The organism is Pedobacter frigoris, assembly GCF_032678645.1.
GTDB lineage: Bacteria > Bacteroidota > Bacteroidia > Sphingobacteriales > Sphingobacteriaceae > Pedobacter > Pedobacter frigoris_A.
On record NZ_JAVTSP010000003.1, the window covers coordinates 83,408 to 104,243 of the forward strand.

The following is a 20,836-nucleotide window of genomic DNA, read 5'->3' on the forward strand; positions in this document are numbered from 1 at the left end:
AATTGGAATATTAATAAAATTTATTTTCAATTCTTGTAAATAAATACCTCGCGAAAGTTACTTACTCATACAAAGCAGGTTTCAAAATTACCTGGCTACTATTGCCGAAACCTCCAGCAGTAAGTACGAGTGTGTATCTTGGACAGATTTCGGTAAATTTCTGAATTTTCCATTTCTTACCGGTAAACCTTGACACTTCATCACTTAAAATGATTCTTTTTTGTAATTTTTTTAAATCTCTCCATTGATGCTGTAACAGATTTAAGTAAGTTTACAGTTTAGTAGTTGACCTAACCAAATTATGCAAGTTAAATCATTTGAAGAGTATCAAAAAACATATCAGTACAGTGTAGATTACCCGGAACAGTTCTGGGAAGGTATTGCGAATAATTTTCAATGGAGAAAGAAATGGAATAAAGTATTGTCCTGGAATTTCTCTGAGCCTAACATTAAATGGTTTGAGGGTGCTAAGCTAAATATTACTGAAAATTGCTTAGACCGTCACCTGGCAGAAAATGGTGATAAGCCCGCCATTATATGGGAACCAAACGATCCGAACAAAGAAAGTATTACTTTAAGTTATAAAATATTACATGAGCAGGTATGCCGTTTTGGTAACGTGCTAAAAAAGAATGGCGTTAAGAAAGGTGACAGGGTTTGTATTTATATGCCGATGGTACCTGAACTGGCAGTAGCTGTGTTGGCTTGTGCCCGCATCGGAGCTGTTCACTCTGTGGTGTTTGGTGGTTTTTCTGCCAAATCAATTGCAGATCGTATCAATGATGCAGAATGCAAAATCGTTATCACAGCGGATGGAGCTTTCCGCGGTGCCAAACAAATCCAGTTAAAGGAAGTAATCGATGATGCATTAATCGGCTGTCCTACGGTAGAAAAAGTAATCGTTCTGACCCATACAAGAACTCCTGTTTCCATGTTAAAAGGAAGGGATCTTTGGTGGGAAGATGAGATAAAGCTGGTAGATACCAATTGTCCGGCTGAAGAAATGGATGCTGAAGATCTATTGTTTATTCTCTATACCTCTGGTTCTACAGGTAAGCCAAAAGGCGTAGTGCACACCTGCGGAGGTTATATGGTGTATGCGGGTTATACGTTCTCTAATGTATTTAACTACCAGCCTGACGAAGTATTTTTCTGTACGGCAGATATTGGCTGGATTACCGGTCACTCTTATATTGTATACGGGCCACTTTCACAAGGTGCTACGTCGTTAATGTTTGAAGGTATTCCTACTTATCCTGATGCTTCAAGAATGTGGAAGGTAGTGGAAAAACATAAAGTAAATATTTTATATACAGCACCAACAGCAATACGTTCCTTAATGAGCTTTGGCCTGGAGCCGGTGCAGGGTATTGATTTAAGTTCTTTGAGGGTTTTAGGATCTGTTGGAGAACCAATCAATGAGGAAGCATGGCATTGGTTTGATGAAAATATAGGTAAGAGCAAATGCCCTATTGTAGACACCTGGTGGCAGACAGAAACGGGAGGTATTATGATTTCTCCGATTGCCTATGTTACGCCAACAAAGCCAAGTTTCGCTACTTTGCCTTTACCGGGTATACAGCCTATACTAGTAGATGAGCAGGGTAATGAAATACAGGGCAATGGTGTTAGTGGCAACCTTTGTATCAAATTCCCATGGCCTGGTATGCTGCGTACTACTTATGGAGATCACGAACGTTGTAAACTGACTTATTTCTCTACTTATCAGGATCTTTATTTTACAGGAGATGGTTGTTTGAGAGATGAAGATGGTTATTACAGAATTACCGGAAGGGTAGATGATGTCATTAATGTGTCAGGACACAGAATCGGTACTGCCGAGGTTGAAAATGCAATCAATATGCATGCGGGCGTAGTAGAAAGTGCAGTAGTAGGTTATCCTCACGATGTAAAAGGACAAGGTATTTACGCTTTTGTAATTTTCCCGAATACACATAATGATGAAGACCTGACACGCAAAGATATTCTACAGACTGTAACCCGTGTAATAGGGGCAATTGCGAAACCAGACAAAATATTGTTTGTTTCAGGTCTTCCTAAAACAAGGTCTGGAAAAATCATGCGCCGTATTTTGAGAAAAGTAGCGGAAGGTGATACTTCTAACCTTGGGGATATTACAACCTTACTGGATCCTGCGGTGGTTGAGGAGATCATCGAAAAAGCAAAGAAATAAAACAAATCAATTCTGTTTTCTGTTCTTCATGCATCTATCTAATTGTAAAACAAAAAAGAAGTGATCATGGATAAGTTAGAATTAAAAGGAAAATGGAATGAGATTAAAGGTAAAGTAAAACAAGCATATGCTGACTTAACCGATGATGATTTGAAACACGAAGAAGGAAAAGACGATGAATTGCTGGGCAAACTTCAGCAGAAAACAGGAAAGACCAGAGACGAACTGGTGACCTGGATAAAATCTTTATAAGATCCGTAAATAAAAAGGCCTCGCAAAATGGGGCCTTTTTATTTGCCCTTTACTTCAAATGAATACTCTGCATGTGCAACGTCATTCTGGCTTACACCCTGAACAACAATTCTAAATTTACCAACGATATCGCCGGTATAAAAAACAATTTCTTTGTCCTTGTTGGATAAGACAGTTCCGTGGTTCCAGAATAAAGTGGAAACAAAAGCAGGCTCGAGTGGATCGGTATAACTATCAGCGTAGAATTCCTTTTTTGTATATATGCCATTTACTTTTGTGATAAAACTCCGGAGGTCTTCAGGATCGCATCCTCTGTATACAATTGTAAATCCATGATCCTTATAACTTCTGCCTTTGATCGGCTGCGTATTTGAAGGGTCTGATATGTGATTTGTGCAATTGAGGATGCCGTATTGACATACATAGTCTCCACAAGCATTTGCACCTCTTTTATATAGCATATTGTCATTCCCACTGGTTATTTTTACTTCCTTAAGCCTAAGAATTTTCTCATTGGATTTGAGTGCCAGCTCAGAATTGTTTTGAACATTTGATGGGATTCCGATCTTTTCTGCAGATATGAACCTCACGTACTTTTTGTTGAGACTGGTGTAAGGATCATAAGCTTTTATTGAATAAGTATCCTGGTTTTTCCCCAAGACAATGGCTTGCATTTTTTCGCCGGATTGAAGTAACAGGTCTTGGGTATTTAATATTAATGTGCCGGTTTTGCTGGTTGCTTTAATATCTAAATGCATTCCGCCAATTATGCTTACCTCAACTGGTGTTTTTATTGTTTTATCATGTTTTCTGATGTCCAGTGTTAAGTCAAGCGGATCATAAACCTTCACAGTGTCTTTTGCCATTGCCTGTAGTATGTTTTGCCAGGTATACCGCCGCCATCCCTTAACCAATAAAATATCTTCCATGTACCTTTTATCGGAATAACCATTTCCATTGAGCGCAACAGGTAAACTTTTCAGCTCATTTTCAAGATAGCCATAGCGTTCTATGTCAGAAGATAATCTTGATGAAAGCCTGTTGTCTTGTACACAAGCAATGGAAACTATACCTATCGTGTCAGGCTGTTTTAAAGAGATTTTTAGCGTGACTTTCTCTCTTTGTCCGTAAACAGGTTTACCTGTTGTAAGTGCAATTTTAGGTTCAGGATTATAGTGGGCGAAGAAGATTCTTTCAGCAAGTGGTCTTCCGAGGCTATCAGAAATAGTAATGGTGTTGAGTCCTTTTGGTACTTCATTTAGTGGGATCCTAAGTAATTTGTTTGTAGAGCTGAAGTCCAGTTCATCATATATAAATGTCTCTTTAAAATTATGTATTCTCAAAGCAGCATGTTGTGGAGCGGTGTTTATAACCCTTATTGTGAGCGTATCTACGGCTGCTGCGTTTGCAATAGAAATGCTAAGCCCCTTATCAAGCGGTTTTGGTAATTGATAAATACTGTCTGTAAATGCAGAGTGTAACAGCTTTACTTGGTAGACAACGTCTTTCTGGGGAAGTAAAATAAAACTTCCGATCCCATAACTATTGGTTTCAATTGTATCTACCACTTTATCATTTTTATATAGCAACGCTTTTGTTGTCACAAGAGCCGACTGATTATCTTTAACCTCCCAGGCTACTGCAGAAGGAATGTCCTGAATCAGGTTTCCGCCTTCGGGGTAAAAGCCAACGCTTGCTTTCCTTCTAGTTACTGGTAATGTCAAATTCAAGAAGCTACTGTCTTTACCATGTTTTACCTTAACGTAGAGATTGGGGTCTGAAATATTTTCCTGTTCTGGTATTTCCATTACCAATTCGCCTGACGCATTCGTCTTTCCTTTTTTTAAAAAGCCTCCATATTTATAACTGACATCAGCAGGCTTAGACAAAAAACGTGCATCACGTGTGAGCACAGATAAAATAGCCTGATGTGGAGATTTTCCTGCAATTCCCTCCTTGAGCAGTTTGATGCCGGCATTAAATGCTGGGTCGATATTGGTTTTAATAGTGATGTTCTGAATAAAAGTAATGTCTGGAATTCCTTTGCTTACCTGGTTTGTTGTGGCCAGAAAATGGTAATCGCCGGCTAGCAAGGAATCTGGTAATAGCATATTTCCAAATGAAATACCACCTGTGATGAGGTATTTGTCTTGTTTAATAATAGCGCTGTCGATATCTCGGATGAGTGCTAAGGAAAGTACCTCATTGCTTCTTAGCTGTTGAGTACGGGTATTTAACAAATACCCGGTGAACCATACCGTTTCGTTATTGGTGTAAATACTTTTATCAAAATGAATAAACAGTGATGCTGAAGAATTTGACAGGTTGTAATATCCCATTTTTTGACTCAATTCCAATTGGCTTTTCCATTGTGCCTTTGTGGTATTGAACATAGAGGTTATTATCAATAGGCAGAAAGAGAGTGCCAATAAAATTTTTCGCATAAGTTAAAGTTAGAATAACCATGCTGAATATACAAGTTTTTTATGAACCTGAAAATGAGTGAATAAAATTGAACCCATAGTGAGGCTGTCTAAAAAGGCATTATTTTACACTTTTTTAGACAGCCTCTGAGATCAGTTAAATTTACGCGATAGTTGCAGTAAGTGTGGTTCCGCTTATTGCCGTTGCGTAGATTTTTAAAGTTCTGGTATTTCCCGTGGTATTCTGAGGGCCCTGGATTACTGTGCCATTGGTCGCATATTCTGAAAAATGCAGCTGGCACTGTACTCTGTTTTGAGCCTGTTTCCATACAAGACCGCCTCCCTGGTGGGGACATACTGATTCAGTAGCAACAAATGAGGCTGTTGAATTTCCTGTGGCAATTCTAAAAAACAGAACTCCGTTTACAATAGCCTGGTCTCCAATAGCCATTAGCTGGCTAGCCAGATTTACTGAAGCTGTATTGTTATTGCCTCCAGGGTTTGGATTGGGATTCGGATTTGGATCAGGTTTAGGGTCATTGCCCTTACTTCCGCATCCTGAAAGGCAGGATCCAGTGCATACCAGTGCCAGACCAAATCCTAATGATTTGATGAATTCGTCACGTTCCATGATTTTAAGTTTTTAGGTTAGTAAATTTTTGATTGTTTATCGGGGTCTTTGTTCTTGGATTTAAACAGTGTGAAATTTCTCGATATGGTAAATCCAAAACGAACGCCTCCGTCTTTCCAGGATTTCTTCGTATTGGAGATGAAATTGTTTTCAACTATGTATTCAGAATTCATGAAGTTGAGTGAGAAGATGTGTCCGCCAGTTTCAATTTCCAAACCAACACCTAAAGGATTATAATAAGCCTGGTTTAGGTCTTTAGGTCTGGATAGTCCTTTTACCAGTGTGTAATCGGCAATAAAAGAAAGCCTTTTGGTTAATTTCATTCTTCCTGCAAAGCCAAGAGAAAAAATATTATCGGGGTCTCTGAGCTCTGTTTGGTTCTTTCGCATTAATAATCCAGGCATAATTTCAAGCGAAAGTTTGGAAGAAATCTTTCTCGAGATGAGCGCTTGTATAAAATAGGAGAACCTATTAGCGTAGTTACTAAATTCGGTTTCTGTAAATGGTTCACGTGCTATCCATCCCATTTGTGCCAGTAAGGTAAGGTTGACAGGCACACTGCCTTCGTTTTTTTGCTTTAGTAATTTATACTTGGCAGAGAAATTAAAAAGTTCGTCCTGTTTGCTTCTTCCTACTGCAACAGTAAGTTCATCCGTGATGCCGTAATCAAATCCTATAAACAAATCAGATGCAACATCGAGTCCATATAAGGTATGTGCATTGCCAAAACGGCCACCTATGTCCCCAAAGTGATGACGTATCCTCATATCCAGGTCATGCTTTTTTTGTGTTTCTGTTGAATGCGATAATACCACCCTGGTAGCTTTAAATGTAGCATCAACAGTCCTTGCCGCTTCTGGTCCTGTGATGGATTTTAATAAAGAATCGGCTTCCTGTGCTCCGGCATGAAGACTAAATAAAGTCAGTAGCGGAATTAGCAATTTAATTTTGTTCATGGCCTTAGGGTTATTTTATGGGGTTTAATTTGCCGTCAACCTTTATAGTGATTTGCTCAGCGATTTTGGTAAATACCAGTTTAGGGATTTTAATGTGATGATCAGCACAGGCTACCTTAAACTCTGTGTTGATTTGTATCATGCCATTTTTGATACTGATTTTGCCTGGGATGGATCGTTTTTGATCAACCCCATGGACAGAAAGAGTTCCGTTTACCACTACCGTGTAGTCTCCATCTTTACCAAAATCTATTTGCTGGGCGATGACCCCTTTAAATTTAGCATACGGATATTGATCACTTTCCATATAATTTTCATTAAAATGCTCTTGCATCAGCTTTTTATCAAACTCCAAAGTTTTTATAGGAACCTGGATTGCGATCTCCTTAGTCTTTCCAATGATAACTCCGCTACATTGATCAGTTGCCGCTTTGATGTCTTCCAATGGAGTAGAGGAGAATATGCCTACCCTTATGTTTTTACCTGCGTAAGTCTGCGCTGCTGCATGAAAATGGAGCAACAAGAATATAGCTGATAATAAATAGCTAGTTATTTTTTTTGTCCAGATCATAACTTAGTTTTAAAGAAATACCACTTGATTTTAAATTAACTTTTCCTTCTCCCACACCCGTTAACGGGACTTTTACAAAGGGCTCGATACCTGCTTTCAAATTGCTGCTCTTAAGTCTGATAAAGTAAGTTGCCGATAGGTCTAGTACACTTAGGAAATGTTGATTTTCATTTCTCTTATTTACCAACCTGTCTTTTATACCTGACTGTGGCGTATATTTAAATACATAATCTTCCTTTAGCATCAGGTAACTGGATATACCTGTATTTAAATGCAGACTCCCATTCCTATGATCAGCTATCTTATAAGATGCGATAACTGGAATTTCCAGTACAGCACACGAGGCATCTACACTTGAGATCAGATTTTGAATGCGCTGACTATTGAATTTATAGGCATAGTTATTTGTGTAATAATCTTTAATGCTATATCTAAGCCCGGTTTGCAGGTTTAATCTTTTAGTTATTCCTACGCCAAAAGTTAAACCTGCTGTAAATCCAGGCTGCCCCCCAACTAATGAACTTGCCGAGTTAAATTCAGGCCCAGCACTGATGGCGAGGTTCATGGGTATTGTCCTTTTATATCTGATTGTATTTTCAGATGTATTATTTACAGCTAAAGTTGTGATTACCGGGGTAAGCGCGACTTTAACATTCTGGGGTAGGTTTGGTTCGATGTACACTTGATTAACAAATGCTAAAGATTTTGATTGCTCTGTGGTTTTAAAACCAGGAGCTGTATCCAAACCCAAGCTTGTTTTTTTAATAGAGAAAATTTCTTTTCTTACTTCTTTAAATTTATTTGCTGACTGGCGCGCTGTAATTAAACCTTTATTGGTTTGTTTAGCAGTTGTTTTTGTGTTTTTTGCAATAGCATTTTGTACAGCATCATTTTTAACCGATGATGCTGAAGGAATTTTTAAGGCAAAATACCCAGCTAGAGAGACAAAAAATATCAAGCATACAAGAGTTATTTTTCTGAATAATACTACACGATCCCTTCTTCTGAGTTTTTGCTCCATTTTATCCCATGCCGCTTCCTCGAATTGTGGTTCGGCATCAAAAACCTTCTCTCTGAAGGTGGTATCAAACTCTTTGTCGTTTAACTCCATGATGGATGATTATTTATTGGTGCTGTTTTTAGCATTTTTTTCAGTTGCTCTCTGGCTTTAAATAAATTGGATTTTGAAGTGCCGACTGATATGGAAAGCATTGATGCAATTTCTTCATGTGAATACCCATCGATAGCAAAAAGATTAAATACTGTTCTATATGCTATAGATAACTGTTGAACCATTCTGATGAGGTCTTCATAATGGATGTGAGAAAGAATATTTTCCTTATCTTCTATCTCATGCTTTGCATTTAATTCTTCCATCTCAATACGTTTTATCTGCTTACGGTAGTGATCTATAGAAGTATTGATCATAATGGTACTCAACCATGGTTTAAAAGGCCTTGATTCTTCATATTTATGGATATTTGTAAATACCCGCATGAAGCCATCATTGACAAGTTCTATAGCTTCTTCTTTATCTTTTGCGTAACGCATACACATTTTCATAGAATGACCATAAAAAAGCTGATAGAGTCCTTTTTGACTTTTTCTGTCTTTTCTTTTACAGCCACTAATTAATACTGGTATGTCTAGTTCGTTCACGTAAAAATTAATTTATCTATATATACTATTACGTATGCCACTGAAGGAAGGTTGCCTCAAGGAAAAATTTTTATACAAATTAGCTTTTAAAATCTAAATAATGCAGGCCGGAGGAAGTCTGATATTATAGAGTTGGGGTGTCCGATGAAGATATCCAGAGTTTTATTTAGTTATATATACCTATATACTATATAATAGTATATAGGTTGTGTACTCTTTCAGTCTGCTGGTTTTGCAGTTCACATATGCTTTAGCAATTATAATTGCTTTATACGAATGATTTTGTTTTGAAGTGATGGCGTTTGTTGTTGCTGCTATGATTTTGGTAGAAATAATTTAGGATTTGTATGTTGCTAGTGTGCTGTGTGGTTAATAAATGTCGGTAATTTCATGTTTTTCTTCCCTTTATTGACGATTTGTGAGAAAAACACATCACACTTGTTGTGTAATGATGTGCACAAAGCTGTGAAGTTAGGTGTGTATCTTGCACAATCTATTTCACAATTGAAAAAATGGGCAATTTTAATAACAATTAGTCCCTAAATTTAATTCATAATATTTAAGGCATCATTTAATCGTGTTAATCTAAATTACTTGTTATGAAATTAAACTATATTTTATGTTCTTTAAGCTTAATAACCTTAATTGGGTGTTCAAGACAAAGGAATTTGGTCTATTTTAGTGACCTAACTTCAAAAAGTGAGACCTCTAACATGGTAATGAACGATGGCGAACCGAGGATTCTTAAGAATGATGTGTTAAGTGTAACGGTTAACAGTACAAGTCCGGAATCGAATGTGATGTTTGCCGCGAATACCAACAACGTGAATGCAAATGGATTTTACGAAAAAGAGGGATATAGAGTAAACGAACAAGGCAAAATCAAATTTCCAGTACTTGGAGAAATTAAGTTAGACGGGTTAACTGTTGTTCAGGCTCAGGGTCTTATTGAATCCGAATTAAATAAGATGGTGAAGAATGCGGTGGTGAATGTTAAGTTTATGAATTTCAGAATTACTGTAATAGGAGAGGTAAATCATCCTTCAACATTTACTGTTCAAAATGAAAAGATCAATCTTTTAGAAGCCCTGGGTATGGCAGGTGATATGACGCCGTACGGAAAGAGAGAAAATGTCTTATTGATCAGGGAAACCGATGGTAAACGTACGATGGTAAGGGTCAATCTCAACAATAAAGATGTCCTCAACTCACCTTATTTTTATCTGAAGCAGAATGATGTTGTTTATATAGAGCCGGATAAGGCCAAGTCTGTGGAATACAGCAATAGTAACAGGATGATGCCACTCATTGTAGCCACGATATCGGCAGTCGCAGTATTGGCCACCACTTTCCTTAATAAATAATTGATCATTGTTCACCTTAATACAGAAACCATGTCTTTTAATCAAAAATCAATAATGAAACGGCCGGATTTAAAAGATCAGATCATGAAATATTTTAAATACTGGTACTTATTTTTAATCACATTGTTGTTGTCTTTAGGAGGTGCTTATCTGTACCTGCAAATTACAGTTCCGCAATACAAAGTAACCAGTACTTTACTAATTCAGGATGATGCAAAAGGAGATGGTATATTAAAGGGAACAGCTTTCAGTGATTTGAATATGTTCAGGTCATCCAGAACCGTAGACAACGAGATGGAAGTATTACGTTCAAAAGACCTGATCTATGAGGTGCTGGATGATCTTGCATTGCAAGTCCGCTATTCTAAAAAATTACCTTTAAGATCAAAAGAATTATATGGAGACTCACTTACTTTTAAAATTTTAGTGAATTCAATTAAAGATGGAGCTTATTCTAAAAAGAATTTGTCTGTGCAAATATTAGATGATGAGAAATTGCTTTTCAAAGAAGGTAGCAAGAAATATATATACAGGTTTAATCAGGCGATCATTCGTCCTGAATTTAACATCACAATTGTAAAGGGACCTGCATTTAAACAATCTGGAAAGCCGGTAGAAGTTGCTTTTGTGAATTTACGCAGACTTGCAGAGGCATACAGTGCATCTCAATTGATCGTGATGCCTGTAGTAAAAGATGCGAATACCATTGTACTTAGTCTCATGGATGCCGTTCCGCAAAGGGGTATTGATATTCTTGAACATCTTATCGAAACCTATAACATGGAGAATGTAAGCAATAAAAATATTATGGCCATGAACACCATCAAATTCATTGATGGAAAGCTAAGATATCTCTCAAAAGATTTATCTGGAGTGGAGCAGGATGTAGAAGATTATAAGAAATTTAACAGAGTAACAGAGTTAAGTACAAACGCTCAGATGGATTTGCAATCATCTGGTGAATATGATCAACAGCTTGCTTCAAGTGAGGTTCAGCTAGGATTGGTGCAATCAATGATCTCCTATTTAACAGATAGCGAAAGTAAATATGAACTTGTGCCTACAACTTTAGGTTTGAAAGATCCTACTCTTCAGAATCTTACTGATAAATACAATAACCTGCAAATAGAAAGACAAAGATTGTTACGCACCAATCAGGCGGGTAATCCGCTGGTGATCAATCTCACTGAGCAGCTCTCTGGCTTAAAATCTAATTTGCTGGAGAATTTAACAGTAATAAGAAAAGGGCTGCGTCTCGAAAAAAATAATCTTAACCGTAAATCTGCAATGTTTGAAGCCAGGTTAAGAAGTGTTCCGGTACTGGAAAAGGGTCTTCTGGAAAGGAGCAGGGAGCAAAGCGTGAAAACTACGTTATATCATTATCTGTTGCAGAAAAGAGAAGAAACAGAACTGTCGTTGTCAGCCACTATTCCAACCTCTCAGGTCATAGACAAGCCAGCTTATATATCCATACCTGCTAAACCTAAAGTACAGATTATTTACCTGATGAGCTTTGTTTTGGGTTTGGTTATTCCAGCCTCAGTAATATATACCAGGAATAAACTAAACAATAAAGTAAAAGATATTTACGATGTAGAATACCTAACAGGAGGAGCAAGGATTTTAGGCGAGCTGAGTCATAAAGGTATTGGTGAATCTATTGTCGTACACAAAGATAAAAGTACAACCATTTCAGAGTTGTTTAGATTTATCAGATCTAATCTTCACTTTATGGATACGAATAAGAGTAATCAGGTGATGCTGGTAACCTCCAGTACTAAAGGGGAGGGTAAAACTTTCTTTAGTGTAAACCTGGGGATCACCCTGTCACTAATAGAGAAAAAAGTGGTCATGCTTGAATTTGATCTTCGTAAGCCTGATATGCTCAATAGCATGAATATGACCTCAGAAATTGGATTGTCCGATTATTTAACATCGGAAAGCCTAACTGTGGATGACATACTTTTACAATCGCCAACCTCGAGTAGTCTTTCTGTAATAGGCTGTGGTAAGATTCCTGAAAATCCAGGGGAGTTACTAATGAGCAACAGACTGAACATATTGTTTCATGAGCTCAGGAAAAGATTTGATTACATCATTGTAGATACCTCACCTGTGGGGCGTGTAGCTGATGCTTTTAGTCTTGCTGAGTTTGCTGACGCGAGTATTTATGTGGTGCGGTATAATTTCACCAATAAAACAGAATTAGGAATATTCGAAGATATCTGTGAGAATCACAAACTAATTAATCCGATGCTGGTATTTAATGATGCCAAGAAAGAAAATAGAAATGTATATAGGTATGGAAGATATGCCTATTCTGCCTGAGCTGTAGCTCGAAGTTATTGTATCGTAAGGGATATGTGTTATTGAATGCCGGCAACCAAGGCCGGATGTGAAGTTGGATCGGGAGACGACGACTGTCTAAAAATTGGCAATCTTTTCAAGATTGCAGGTAGGGAATCAGAAATAGAAAAATTTAAAAAAGCAATCATGTAAGTGAGGTAGCGAAGCTGTATCCGGACTGTTCAAAGTAATCTAAATACTCTAAAATAATAGCTCATATGGAAAATTTATTACCCTTCAAATCATCGTCAACAAGAAACTGGTTTGTCATCTATACCCGTCCGAGATGGGAAAAGAAAGTAGATCAGTTACTTCAAATGCAAGATATTACTTCTTATTGTCCGGTAAGAAAAGTGAAAAACCAATGGGCTGATAGAATCAAAGAAGTAGAGTTGCCATTGTTTAGTTCTTATGTGTTTGTATACATCAATCCCAAAGAAGAATTGAAAGTAAGATTGACGATGGGAGTGGTAAACTTTATTTACTATATGGGTAAGATGGCACGTATCCGTGAGTCTGTAATTGAAGATATTAAACATTACCTGGAGTTTTATCCGGAGGCTGAGGTGGAAGATATGCGTGATATGGAAGTAGGAGACCGTGTAAAGATAAAAGAAGGTATTATGACAGATAAAGAAGGACAGATCATTAAGTTACATGGTAAAAATGTGCTGGTAGTTATCGACAATCTAAATTGTGCCTTGGTAACTAAGGTATCTGTGTCTGTATTGGAATTAATAAACTAAGCTTGTTATAGATGCAAGAAAGGTTGAAGAAAGGATAAACAGGCTTAAGGCCGGTTTCGATATAATCGTGAAATTGACATTCTGAAACTGTGGTATATAGCGTTAAATCGATGCTTCCGGATATGGTAGTAAATATGCGCCTCTGAGCGTTCTGCGGCTTTAGCCTTCAATTATGAGTTTACGAAAAAAGACAATGTCCGGACTGGTCTGGACTTTTGTTCAACAGTTTAGTGTCCAGTTCATCAGCTTCGGGATTACGATTATACTGGCCAGGATATTATTGCCTTCAGAATTTGGATTGATTGCCATGCTGAGCTTGTTTATTGCTATTGGTAATTCTTTATTGGAGAGCGGGCTTGCATCTTCATTGATCAGGTCTTCGGAATTGACCCAGGAGGATTATTCCACAGTATTCTTTTTCAATTTGGGTGGAAGTATAGTGATTTATGGAATTGTCTACTTTTTGGCCCCTTATGTGGCACTTTTTTATCATCAGGAAGTGCTGATTCTGATACTTAGAGTTTATGCCCTTGACTTTATTCTCAATGCATTCTTCGGTGTACAGAACGCCAGATTAACAAAGGAGATGAATTTTAAAATTCAGATGAAGATCCAGATACCTTCTGTGTTTATTGGCGGATTACTGGGTGTTTTTTTAGCGCTGCGGGGTTATGGAGTTTGGAGTTTAGTTTGGATGGGCTTATTTCAGTCCTTCCTTTCTACAGTAATGCATTGGATATATTCAGGATGGTTGCCCGATTTGATTTTTAGTCGTAAGTGCTTTAAAAGACATTTTCATTTTGGTTACAAAATGACATTAACAGGTCTACTTGAAATTCTTTATAAGAATATCTATGTTTTGATTATTGGTAAAAGCTATTCTGCGGCACAGCTGGGTTTTTATTCTCGTGCAGAATCGGTAAGTCAATTGCCTGTAGGCAATATTGCAGCCGTGATCAATAAGGTTACTTATCCCATGTTCGCTTCAATAGTAGATGATGACGTAAAGTTGAAAATGGTTTATAAAAAGCTGATGCAGCAGGTACTTTTCTGGAATGCACCAGTGCTGATATTGCTGGCGGTAATAGCAGAGCCACTATTTCGGTTTTTGTTAACAGATAAATGGCTGCCTGCAGCACCTTATTTTCAGATTTTGTGTTTTGCTGGAATTATGTATCCACTACATGCCTATAATCTTAATATCCTTAAAGTTAAGGGGAGAAGCGACTTGATTCTTAAACTCGAGTTTATTAAAAAGGCAATATGTGTGGGGGGGATTGTATGTGTAATTCCATTTGGAATATACGGATTACTTTATTTTCAGTTGATGTTTAATTTTTTGGGCTATTACATTAATTCAATTTATAGCGGCAAGTTAATTAACTATTCTATTAGAGAACAATTGCAAGACATTACTCCAATTATAGCGACCTCAGCGTTTGCCGGAATATTATGTTATCTCGTAGATACTTTGTGTTTACGGCCTTTTCAACTGCTGGATATTACCCGAATAATTATAAATGCATTGTTTTTCTTCCTGATTTATATGGGAAGCAGTACAGTGTTGAGACTTACAGCAATTAATGATTTCAAACAACTAATTCTAAAAAGATGATACCTGTAACCAAACCTTTTCTTCCAAAGATTCAGGACTTTGAATCTTATGTAAATAGCATATGGGAACGCCAGTGGCTTACTAATAATGGACCATTGGTTAATGAACTCGAATTGAAACTTAAGAATTATCTGGGGATTAAGCACTTGCTCTACGTTTCGAATGGAACAATGGCACTTCAACTTGCTATCAATGCACTTGAACTAAAGGGAGAGGTAATTACTACACCATTTTCTTTTGTCGCTACCTCAAACAGTTTAGTTTGGGAAGGTTGTAAACCTGTTTTTGTAGATATTGATGGGGAGACTTTTAATATAGATCCTAAAAAGATAGAGGAAGCAATTACTCCTCAAACGTCAGCAATATTAGCTACTCATGTTTATGGAAATCCTTGCGACATTGATGCCATACAAAGGATAGCTGACAGGTACTCTTTAAAGGTTATTTATGATGCAGCACATTGTTTCGGTACTAAATATAAAAACAAATCAATATTTGAATATGGTGATATCAGTACTACAAGTTTTCACGCGACAAAACTCTTTCATACCATAGAAGGTGGTGCCGTATTTACTCAATGTCCTGAACTTTTAAAGAAAATGGCGTCTATGAGGAATTTTGGTCACAATGGACCGGATGAGTTTTCTGAACTGGGGATCAATGGGAAAAACTGTGAATTTCATGCTGCTATGGGATTGTGTAATCTGAAACAGGTAGATGAAATATTGGATAAAAGAAGATTGCTTTCATTTTATTACTGGAGAGCCTTAAGTACGTTGAAAGCAACTTATCCTAAGCTTAATGCAGATCTGGATTATAACTATGCCTATTTTCCAGTATTGTTTGATGATGAGCAGCTCATGCTCAAATGCATGAAAGCTCTAGAAAATGAAAAAATCTATTGCCGGCGATATTTCTATCCTGCACTTTCTGCTTTGCCATTTTTAAATCCTGCATTTATGCCTGTGTGTGAATCAGTTGCTAAAAGAATTCTTTGTCTTCCATTGTATCATACCTTAACAAGCAGTGATCTTGATCTGATCACAAGAATCATGTTGAGGGTTCAGAACTATGACATGCAAAATGAAATAATCCCATCCAGTTTGACAGTGACAAAGAACGGACAGTTGGACACCGCTTATTAATCTTAATAAATATGAGTAAAGTACAACAAGATGAAATCCTGGTGAGCGTATGCTGTATTACCTATAATCATCAAAAATATATTGCCCAGGCATTGGAAGGCTTTTTAATGCAGGACACAGATTTTAGGTATGAAATTATAATTGGAGAAGATCATTCAACGGATGAAACAAGAGCGATCATTCAAAAGTATGCATCAAAATATATTGATGCGATTAAGGTCGTTAGTCATTCACGGAATGTTGGTGCAATAAAAAATCAACTTTCTGTTTTTGAGGCAGCAAAAGGAAAATACATTGCCATGTGTGACGGTGATGATTTTTGGACCGATCCCCTGAAACTGCAGAAGCAGGTTGATTTTCTGGAGAGCCATCCTGACTATGTGATTTGCTGTCATCATACAGAGGTGATCAACGATAGGGATGAGACAATTTACCTGAAGGAAAAACCGGAAGCGCTAGAATTTAATTATGGCGATGTTTTACTTGGAAAAAGAGAAGAAACGCGGATCTGCTCACTTATGATGCGTAATCTGGACGAAGTAAAAGAAATAGGCAAACAAGGTTGGTATTTTAAAACCCATGGTTCCGATACATTGCTGAAACTATATGCAATGGCAAGTACCGGCAAAAAGATGTATGTTCTTCCCCAGGTAATGGCTTGTTACCGGTTACATACCGGGGGCGTATGGAGCATGATTGATTCCAGGGTAAGAAAAAAAAGAATGGTAAGTGATTTTAATCTGATGGTAGAAAATTTCAACTATTCCGCCAGTTTAAAAAGAGAGCTACTCAAATTTTATCTCCGTCAATACTTCCTTTTTGATATAAGGAATCTTAGGTTAAACGGGGCCCTCACAACAATTATGAATTTATTATAAATGAATTATGCCTGGATTGAAACTGGTATTTGTAATCTATACGCTCCAAAAAGGAGGAGCAGAAAGGGTTCTGTCTACGCTTAGCAATAGCTTTAGCGAACGAGCATACGATGTAGTTATTATCTGCATGAATGATGCCGCACATGGATATCCGCTATCTGAAAATATTCGAGTGGTTTCCCTGCTTAACAGAAAACGTAATGAACATTTGTTCCGTCGGATTAAATATGGGGTAATTACGTGTTTGAGGATGGTGAAGATATTGATGAAGGAAAAACCCCATTGTGTAATTTCATTTATGACAAGTGCTAATTTGTGGACGGGTATCACTTGTAACTTACTTAAAATACCATATATCGTTTCTGAACGGACCACTCCAAATCATACAATCAATAGGTTTAATTACTTTCTAAAGTGGTTGTCATACTTGATCTATAGAAAATCGAAAGCTATAGTAATACCTGCGAAAGGGATTGAGGATTGTCTGAAAAGAAATGAAGCTTTTAGTCATTTGAATAATTACAACATCATTAAGAACCCGGTATATGTATTTAAATCCTCTTCGCACAAGATTGTACATCACAGGAAATTTGTTCTTGCGGTAGGCAGACTTTCTTACGAAAAGGGATTTGACAGATTAATTGAGGCTTTTAGTAAAGTTAGAATAAAGAATATCGACCTGCTGATCGTTGGCCAGGGAATAGAAAAGCAAAATTTAGAAAACCTGATCCATAAGTTGAGGCTGGACGACAGAGTTATACTCGCTGGGGCAAAGGATGATCTGCAGCATTATTATAATCAGGCAGAATTATTTGTTCTGCCATCAAGAAATGAGGGCTATCCAAATGCACTAATTGAAGCAATGAGCGCCGGGTGTGCGTGTGTTGCCATGGACTGCGAATTTGGCCCATCTGAAATTATCGAGCATGGCATAAATGGTGTTTTGGTTGAAAACGGAAATATAAGTATGCTCACCAAGTCCATTTTTAATATCCTGTTTAATGTTGGGCTTAAACATCGCCTGGGCAACAATGCCAAGGCAATAAATAAAACAAATTCTCTGGATGTCATTTCCGACATGTGGGAAGAACTAATACTCGCAAAATAAAATTTAAGACTATGAATATTCCTTTCTCACCTCCGTTTATTGATCAGGCAGTTATAGATGAAGTGGTAGACACGCTTCAAACGAATTGGATCACTTCTGGACCTAAAGTTAAAGCCCTGGAATCTGAAATATTAACTTTAACAGGTTCGGAAGCTGCTGTGTGTGTTAATTCCTGGACCTCAGGAGCCATTATGATGCTAAAGTGGTATGGCATAGGAGAAGGTGACGAGGTAATTGTACCGGCATACTCTTATTGCGCGACAGCATTGTGTGTTTTGCATTGTGGGGCAAATCCTGTAATGGTAGATATCCTGGACGATTGTACTATTGATCCTGAAAAGGTGAAAAGTAAGATTACTAAGAAGACCAAAGCAATCATTGCGGTGGATATTGCAGGATTACCGTGTATGTACAATGAGTTGAACGCATTGGTAAATGACCCTGATGTTAAAGCTCAGTTTGTGCCAGGTTCCGGAAGACAAGAATTGCTGGGAAGAATTTTGCTGATTGCTGATGCGGCACATTCTATAGGTTCCTATTATGACGATGTACCTGCCGCAAGGAAAAGTGACGTAACTATATTCTCATTTCATGCTGTAAAAAATATTACTACTGCTGAAGGTGGCTGTATTTGTCTTAATCTTCCTTCTTGTTTTGACAATCAGGAAGAATATAAGTTCCTGAAACTTTTCTCTATGAATGGGCAGAACAGAGATGCCTTTGCCAAGTCTAAGGGAGCAAACTGGAAGTATGATATTTTATTTAAAGGGTTTAAAATGAATATGCCTGACATCTGTGCTGCAATTGGACTGGCCCAGTTGAGGAAATATAAAAACACATTGCTTCCTTTAAGAAAGATTGTGTATTTGAAGTATTGCAACTCGTTTGATAGCTATAATTGGTTTATAAAACCGGTTATGAAAGACGATCATAGAGAATCTTCATATCACCTGTTCCCTTTACGGATAAAAGGTATAACAGAAGCTCAAAGAGATCAGATCATAGAAGAAATGGTAAATAGGGGAGTAGTAGTGAACGTACACTTTATACCTATGCCAATGCTGACTTATTTTAAGAGTATTGGCTATGATATAGACAATTATCCAAATAGCTATAAACAATATGCCTGTGAGATTTCATTGCCTATATATCCTCAATTGTCAAATCTGGAGATTGATTTCATTATTGAATCTGTTATTGCCAGTGTGAGATTGGTAGTCGGAATAAAAGAATTAGTTAAAGTTTCATCTTAGCCATTTACCGGTATGTTAGTGAAAAGATTATTCGATGTGTTTTTTGCTTTAACAGGAATGTTGTTATTATTCCCTGTTTTCATTGCTGTAGCTTTTTTGATAAAAATAGGTTCTAAAGGCGGTGTTTTCTATAAACAGGTACGTGTTGGTTTGAATCAGAAAACTTTTAAGTTGGTGAAATTTAGGACGATGTGTGCTAATGCTGATCAAAACGGATTACTTACTGTTGGTGATCATGACATGAGAATAACGAAGATAGGCTACTGGCTAAGGAAGTATAAAATTGATGAGTTGCCACAGTTGATCAATGTCTTGAACGGCGATATGAGTTTTGTAGGTCCGAGGCCGGAAGTATGTAAATATGTAGAATTATATAACAGCTTTCAAAAAAGGGTACTTACTGTAAAACCAGGAATAACAGATTGGGCATCTATTGAGTTTATAGATGAGAATCGCTTGCTTGCTAATGCTGAGGACCCTGAAAGCTTTTACATCAACACAATCATTCCATTAAAGATTGATCAGAATTTAAAATATATTGATCATCACAGTATTTGGATTGATCTGAAAATTATCTCTTATACTTTAAAAAGCATCCTTATCAGGTGATGAAAATATTAAAGATACTTGATTGGCCCGAAAAGAGATACTATGGTGAAACACATCCGTTTTACAGATGGGCCAGCCAATTAAGAGCTAATGATATTAAAGTACAATTTTACTATGATCACCAGGATAAAGCATTGAAAGATGCAGACTGTCTGCTGATCCATTCCAGGTACTTTTCTGGTTGGCAAAATTTAAATACCAGATCTGAACAGAACGAACATGAGCTCTTAGCTTTTCTTTTGGAAATGAAACAGTGCTCGGGCAAGTTGATCTGGTTTGATGCAGCAGATTCTACAGGATCGGGCGATTTTTCTATTATTCCTTTTGTAGATGTATTCCTCAAAAAGCAGATACTTAAGAATAGTGAATATTATAGCGCAGAGAACGGCATAAAGGACTTGAGAATATGGTTGAATTCTAATGACCCTAAAAATTCAAAAACAGCATTTGTTCGCTGTCCCGAAGAACAGGTTAATAAAATAAAGCTTGGTTGGAATCTTGGATTGAATGACTACAGGTATTTTGGCTATAAAATGAGCAGATTGAGTAATTTTTTAAATTACAATATTTATCCGCTTCGTTTTTCATCATCAGATAAACAAAGAAAATATGATTTGACTTTTAGAGGGACAATTCATCAGGATAATCATACGATGAACAGGATCTCTTATCAAAGAAATCATATTATTGGACTTTTTGATCATTTGAATTTTAATATTGCCAAGGGCTGTAACGTAAGTAAAGCCAGGTATTGGAAAGAACTTCGAAACTCAAAATTGAGTGTTAGTCCTTTTGGATGGGGAGAGATTTGTTACCGTGATTTTGAAACATTTATTTCCGGTTCTCTATTGGTAAAACCTTTAATGAGCCATATGTTGACTTTTCCTGACGTCTATATACCTGACAAAACCTACATTCCTGTGGCCTGGAACATGATTGGGACAAAAGAGTTATTGGAGCAGTTGATCGTCAATTATAAAGAAGTAAGGTATATCGCTCAGAATGGTCAGGATACCTACAGACATGCTATGAATGACGCTCAAGGGTTTATCGATGTTTTAAAGCAAAATGTAACTGGTTAAAAAT

The 20,836-nt window shown here is 37.1% G+C and carries 18 protein-coding genes; 12 read left to right on the top strand and 6 right to left on the bottom strand.

The features are described 5' to 3' along the window. Positions 1–301 precede the first annotated feature (301 nt). Together acs and R2Q78_RS10945 are read left to right on the top strand one after the other, a co-directional pair. Positions 302–2,194, top strand: coding sequence for an acetate--CoA ligase (gene acs, locus R2Q78_RS10940; RefSeq protein WP_316791738.1), 1,893 nt, complete (start codon positions 302–304; stop codon positions 2,192–2,194). A 66-nt stretch (positions 2,195–2,260) separates the two neighbouring features. After that, a complete protein-coding gene (locus tag R2Q78_RS10945; RefSeq protein WP_136837737.1) occupies positions 2,261–2,446 on the top strand; it encodes a CsbD family protein in 186 nt (61 codons plus the stop codon). A 38-nt stretch (positions 2,447–2,484) separates the two neighbouring features. Here R2Q78_RS10945 and R2Q78_RS10950 read toward each other — a convergent pair whose 3' ends face one another. The 6 genes from R2Q78_RS10950 to R2Q78_RS10975 all read right to left on the bottom strand — a co-directional run bounded on the left by R2Q78_RS10950 (position 2,485) and on the right by R2Q78_RS10975 (position 8,686). After that, positions 2,485–4,890: a hypothetical protein gene (locus R2Q78_RS10950; protein ID WP_316791741.1), complete on the bottom strand. Its 2,406-nt coding sequence runs from the start codon at positions 4,888–4,890 to the stop codon at positions 2,485–2,487. A 142-nt stretch (positions 4,891–5,032) separates the two neighbouring features. Beyond that, positions 5,033–5,500, bottom strand: a complete 468-nt coding sequence (locus R2Q78_RS10955; protein WP_316791744.1) for a ubiquinol-cytochrome c reductase iron-sulfur subunit — start codon at positions 5,498–5,500, stop codon at positions 5,033–5,035. Between the two features lie 17 nt (positions 5,501–5,517). Further along, positions 5,518–6,456 (bottom strand): DUF5777 family beta-barrel protein, encoded by a 939-nt coding sequence (locus R2Q78_RS10960; protein ID WP_316791745.1) that lies wholly within the window; start codon positions 6,454–6,456, stop codon positions 5,518–5,520. Between the two features lie 10 nt (positions 6,457–6,466). Next, positions 6,467–7,027: a YceI family protein gene (locus tag R2Q78_RS10965; RefSeq protein ID WP_316791748.1), complete on the bottom strand. Its 561-nt coding sequence runs from the start codon at positions 7,025–7,027 to the stop codon at positions 6,467–6,469. Further along, entirely contained in the window at positions 7,002–8,138 is a 1,137-nt protein-coding gene (locus tag R2Q78_RS10970) for an outer membrane beta-barrel protein (RefSeq protein ID WP_316791751.1), read from the bottom strand. Before R2Q78_RS10970 ends, R2Q78_RS10965 begins: the two co-directional genes overlap by 26 nt. Further along, positions 8,129–8,686 carry an RNA polymerase sigma factor gene (locus tag R2Q78_RS10975; protein WP_316791753.1) on the bottom strand — a complete coding sequence of 186 codons (558 nt, stop codon included), beginning with the start codon at positions 8,684–8,686 and terminating at the stop codon, positions 8,129–8,131. The genes R2Q78_RS10970 and R2Q78_RS10975 overlap by 10 nt, the downstream gene beginning before the upstream one ends. 713 nt (positions 8,687–9,399) lie before the next feature. Here R2Q78_RS10975 and R2Q78_RS10980 point away from each other — a divergent pair. From R2Q78_RS10980 to R2Q78_RS11025, 10 genes are all read left to right on the top strand, one after another. After that, positions 9,400–10,050: a polysaccharide biosynthesis/export family protein gene (locus R2Q78_RS10980; protein ID WP_316791755.1), complete on the top strand. Its 651-nt coding sequence runs from the start codon at positions 9,400–9,402 to the stop codon at positions 10,048–10,050. An 84-nt stretch (positions 10,051–10,134) separates the two neighbouring features. Next, positions 10,135–12,378: a polysaccharide biosynthesis tyrosine autokinase gene (locus R2Q78_RS10985; RefSeq protein ID WP_316791757.1), complete on the top strand. Its 2,244-nt coding sequence runs from the start codon at positions 10,135–10,137 to the stop codon at positions 12,376–12,378. A gap of 236 nt (positions 12,379–12,614) precedes the next feature. Then, positions 12,615–13,142 carry a UpxY family transcription antiterminator gene (locus R2Q78_RS10990; protein WP_316791759.1) on the top strand — a complete coding sequence of 176 codons (528 nt, stop codon included), beginning with the start codon at positions 12,615–12,617 and terminating at the stop codon, positions 13,140–13,142. Between the two features lie 172 nt (positions 13,143–13,314). After that, positions 13,315–14,757, top strand: a complete 1,443-nt coding sequence (locus R2Q78_RS10995) for a lipopolysaccharide biosynthesis protein (protein WP_316791761.1) — start codon at positions 13,315–13,317, stop codon at positions 14,755–14,757. Beyond that, positions 14,754–15,902 carry a DegT/DnrJ/EryC1/StrS family aminotransferase gene (locus R2Q78_RS11000; RefSeq protein ID WP_316791764.1) on the top strand — a complete coding sequence of 383 codons (1,149 nt, stop codon included), beginning with the start codon at positions 14,754–14,756 and terminating at the stop codon, positions 15,900–15,902. Before R2Q78_RS10995 ends, R2Q78_RS11000 begins: the two co-directional genes overlap by 4 nt. An 11-nt stretch (positions 15,903–15,913) precedes the next feature. Then, complete coding sequence (locus R2Q78_RS11005; RefSeq protein WP_316791765.1) at positions 15,914–16,780, top strand: glycosyltransferase family 2 protein; 867 nt, start codon at positions 15,914–15,916, stop codon at positions 16,778–16,780. Between the two features lie 7 nt (positions 16,781–16,787). Next, positions 16,788–17,888 carry a glycosyltransferase gene (locus R2Q78_RS11010; RefSeq protein ID WP_316791767.1) on the top strand — a complete coding sequence of 367 codons (1,101 nt, stop codon included), beginning with the start codon at positions 16,788–16,790 and terminating at the stop codon, positions 17,886–17,888. 11 nt (positions 17,889–17,899) lie between these two features. Beyond that, positions 17,900–19,141, top strand: a complete 1,242-nt coding sequence (locus tag R2Q78_RS11015; protein WP_316791770.1) for a DegT/DnrJ/EryC1/StrS family aminotransferase — start codon at positions 17,900–17,902, stop codon at positions 19,139–19,141. A 12-nt stretch (positions 19,142–19,153) separates the two neighbouring features. Beyond that, positions 19,154–19,750 carry a sugar transferase gene (locus R2Q78_RS11020; protein WP_316791773.1) on the top strand — a complete coding sequence of 199 codons (597 nt, stop codon included), beginning with the start codon at positions 19,154–19,156 and terminating at the stop codon, positions 19,748–19,750. Beyond that, positions 19,750–20,832, top strand: a complete 1,083-nt coding sequence (locus R2Q78_RS11025) for a glycosyltransferase family 1 protein (protein WP_316791775.1) — start codon at positions 19,750–19,752, stop codon at positions 20,830–20,832. The genes R2Q78_RS11020 and R2Q78_RS11025 overlap by 1 nt, the downstream gene beginning before the upstream one ends. The last annotated feature ends 4 nt before the right edge of the window (positions 20,833–20,836 follow it).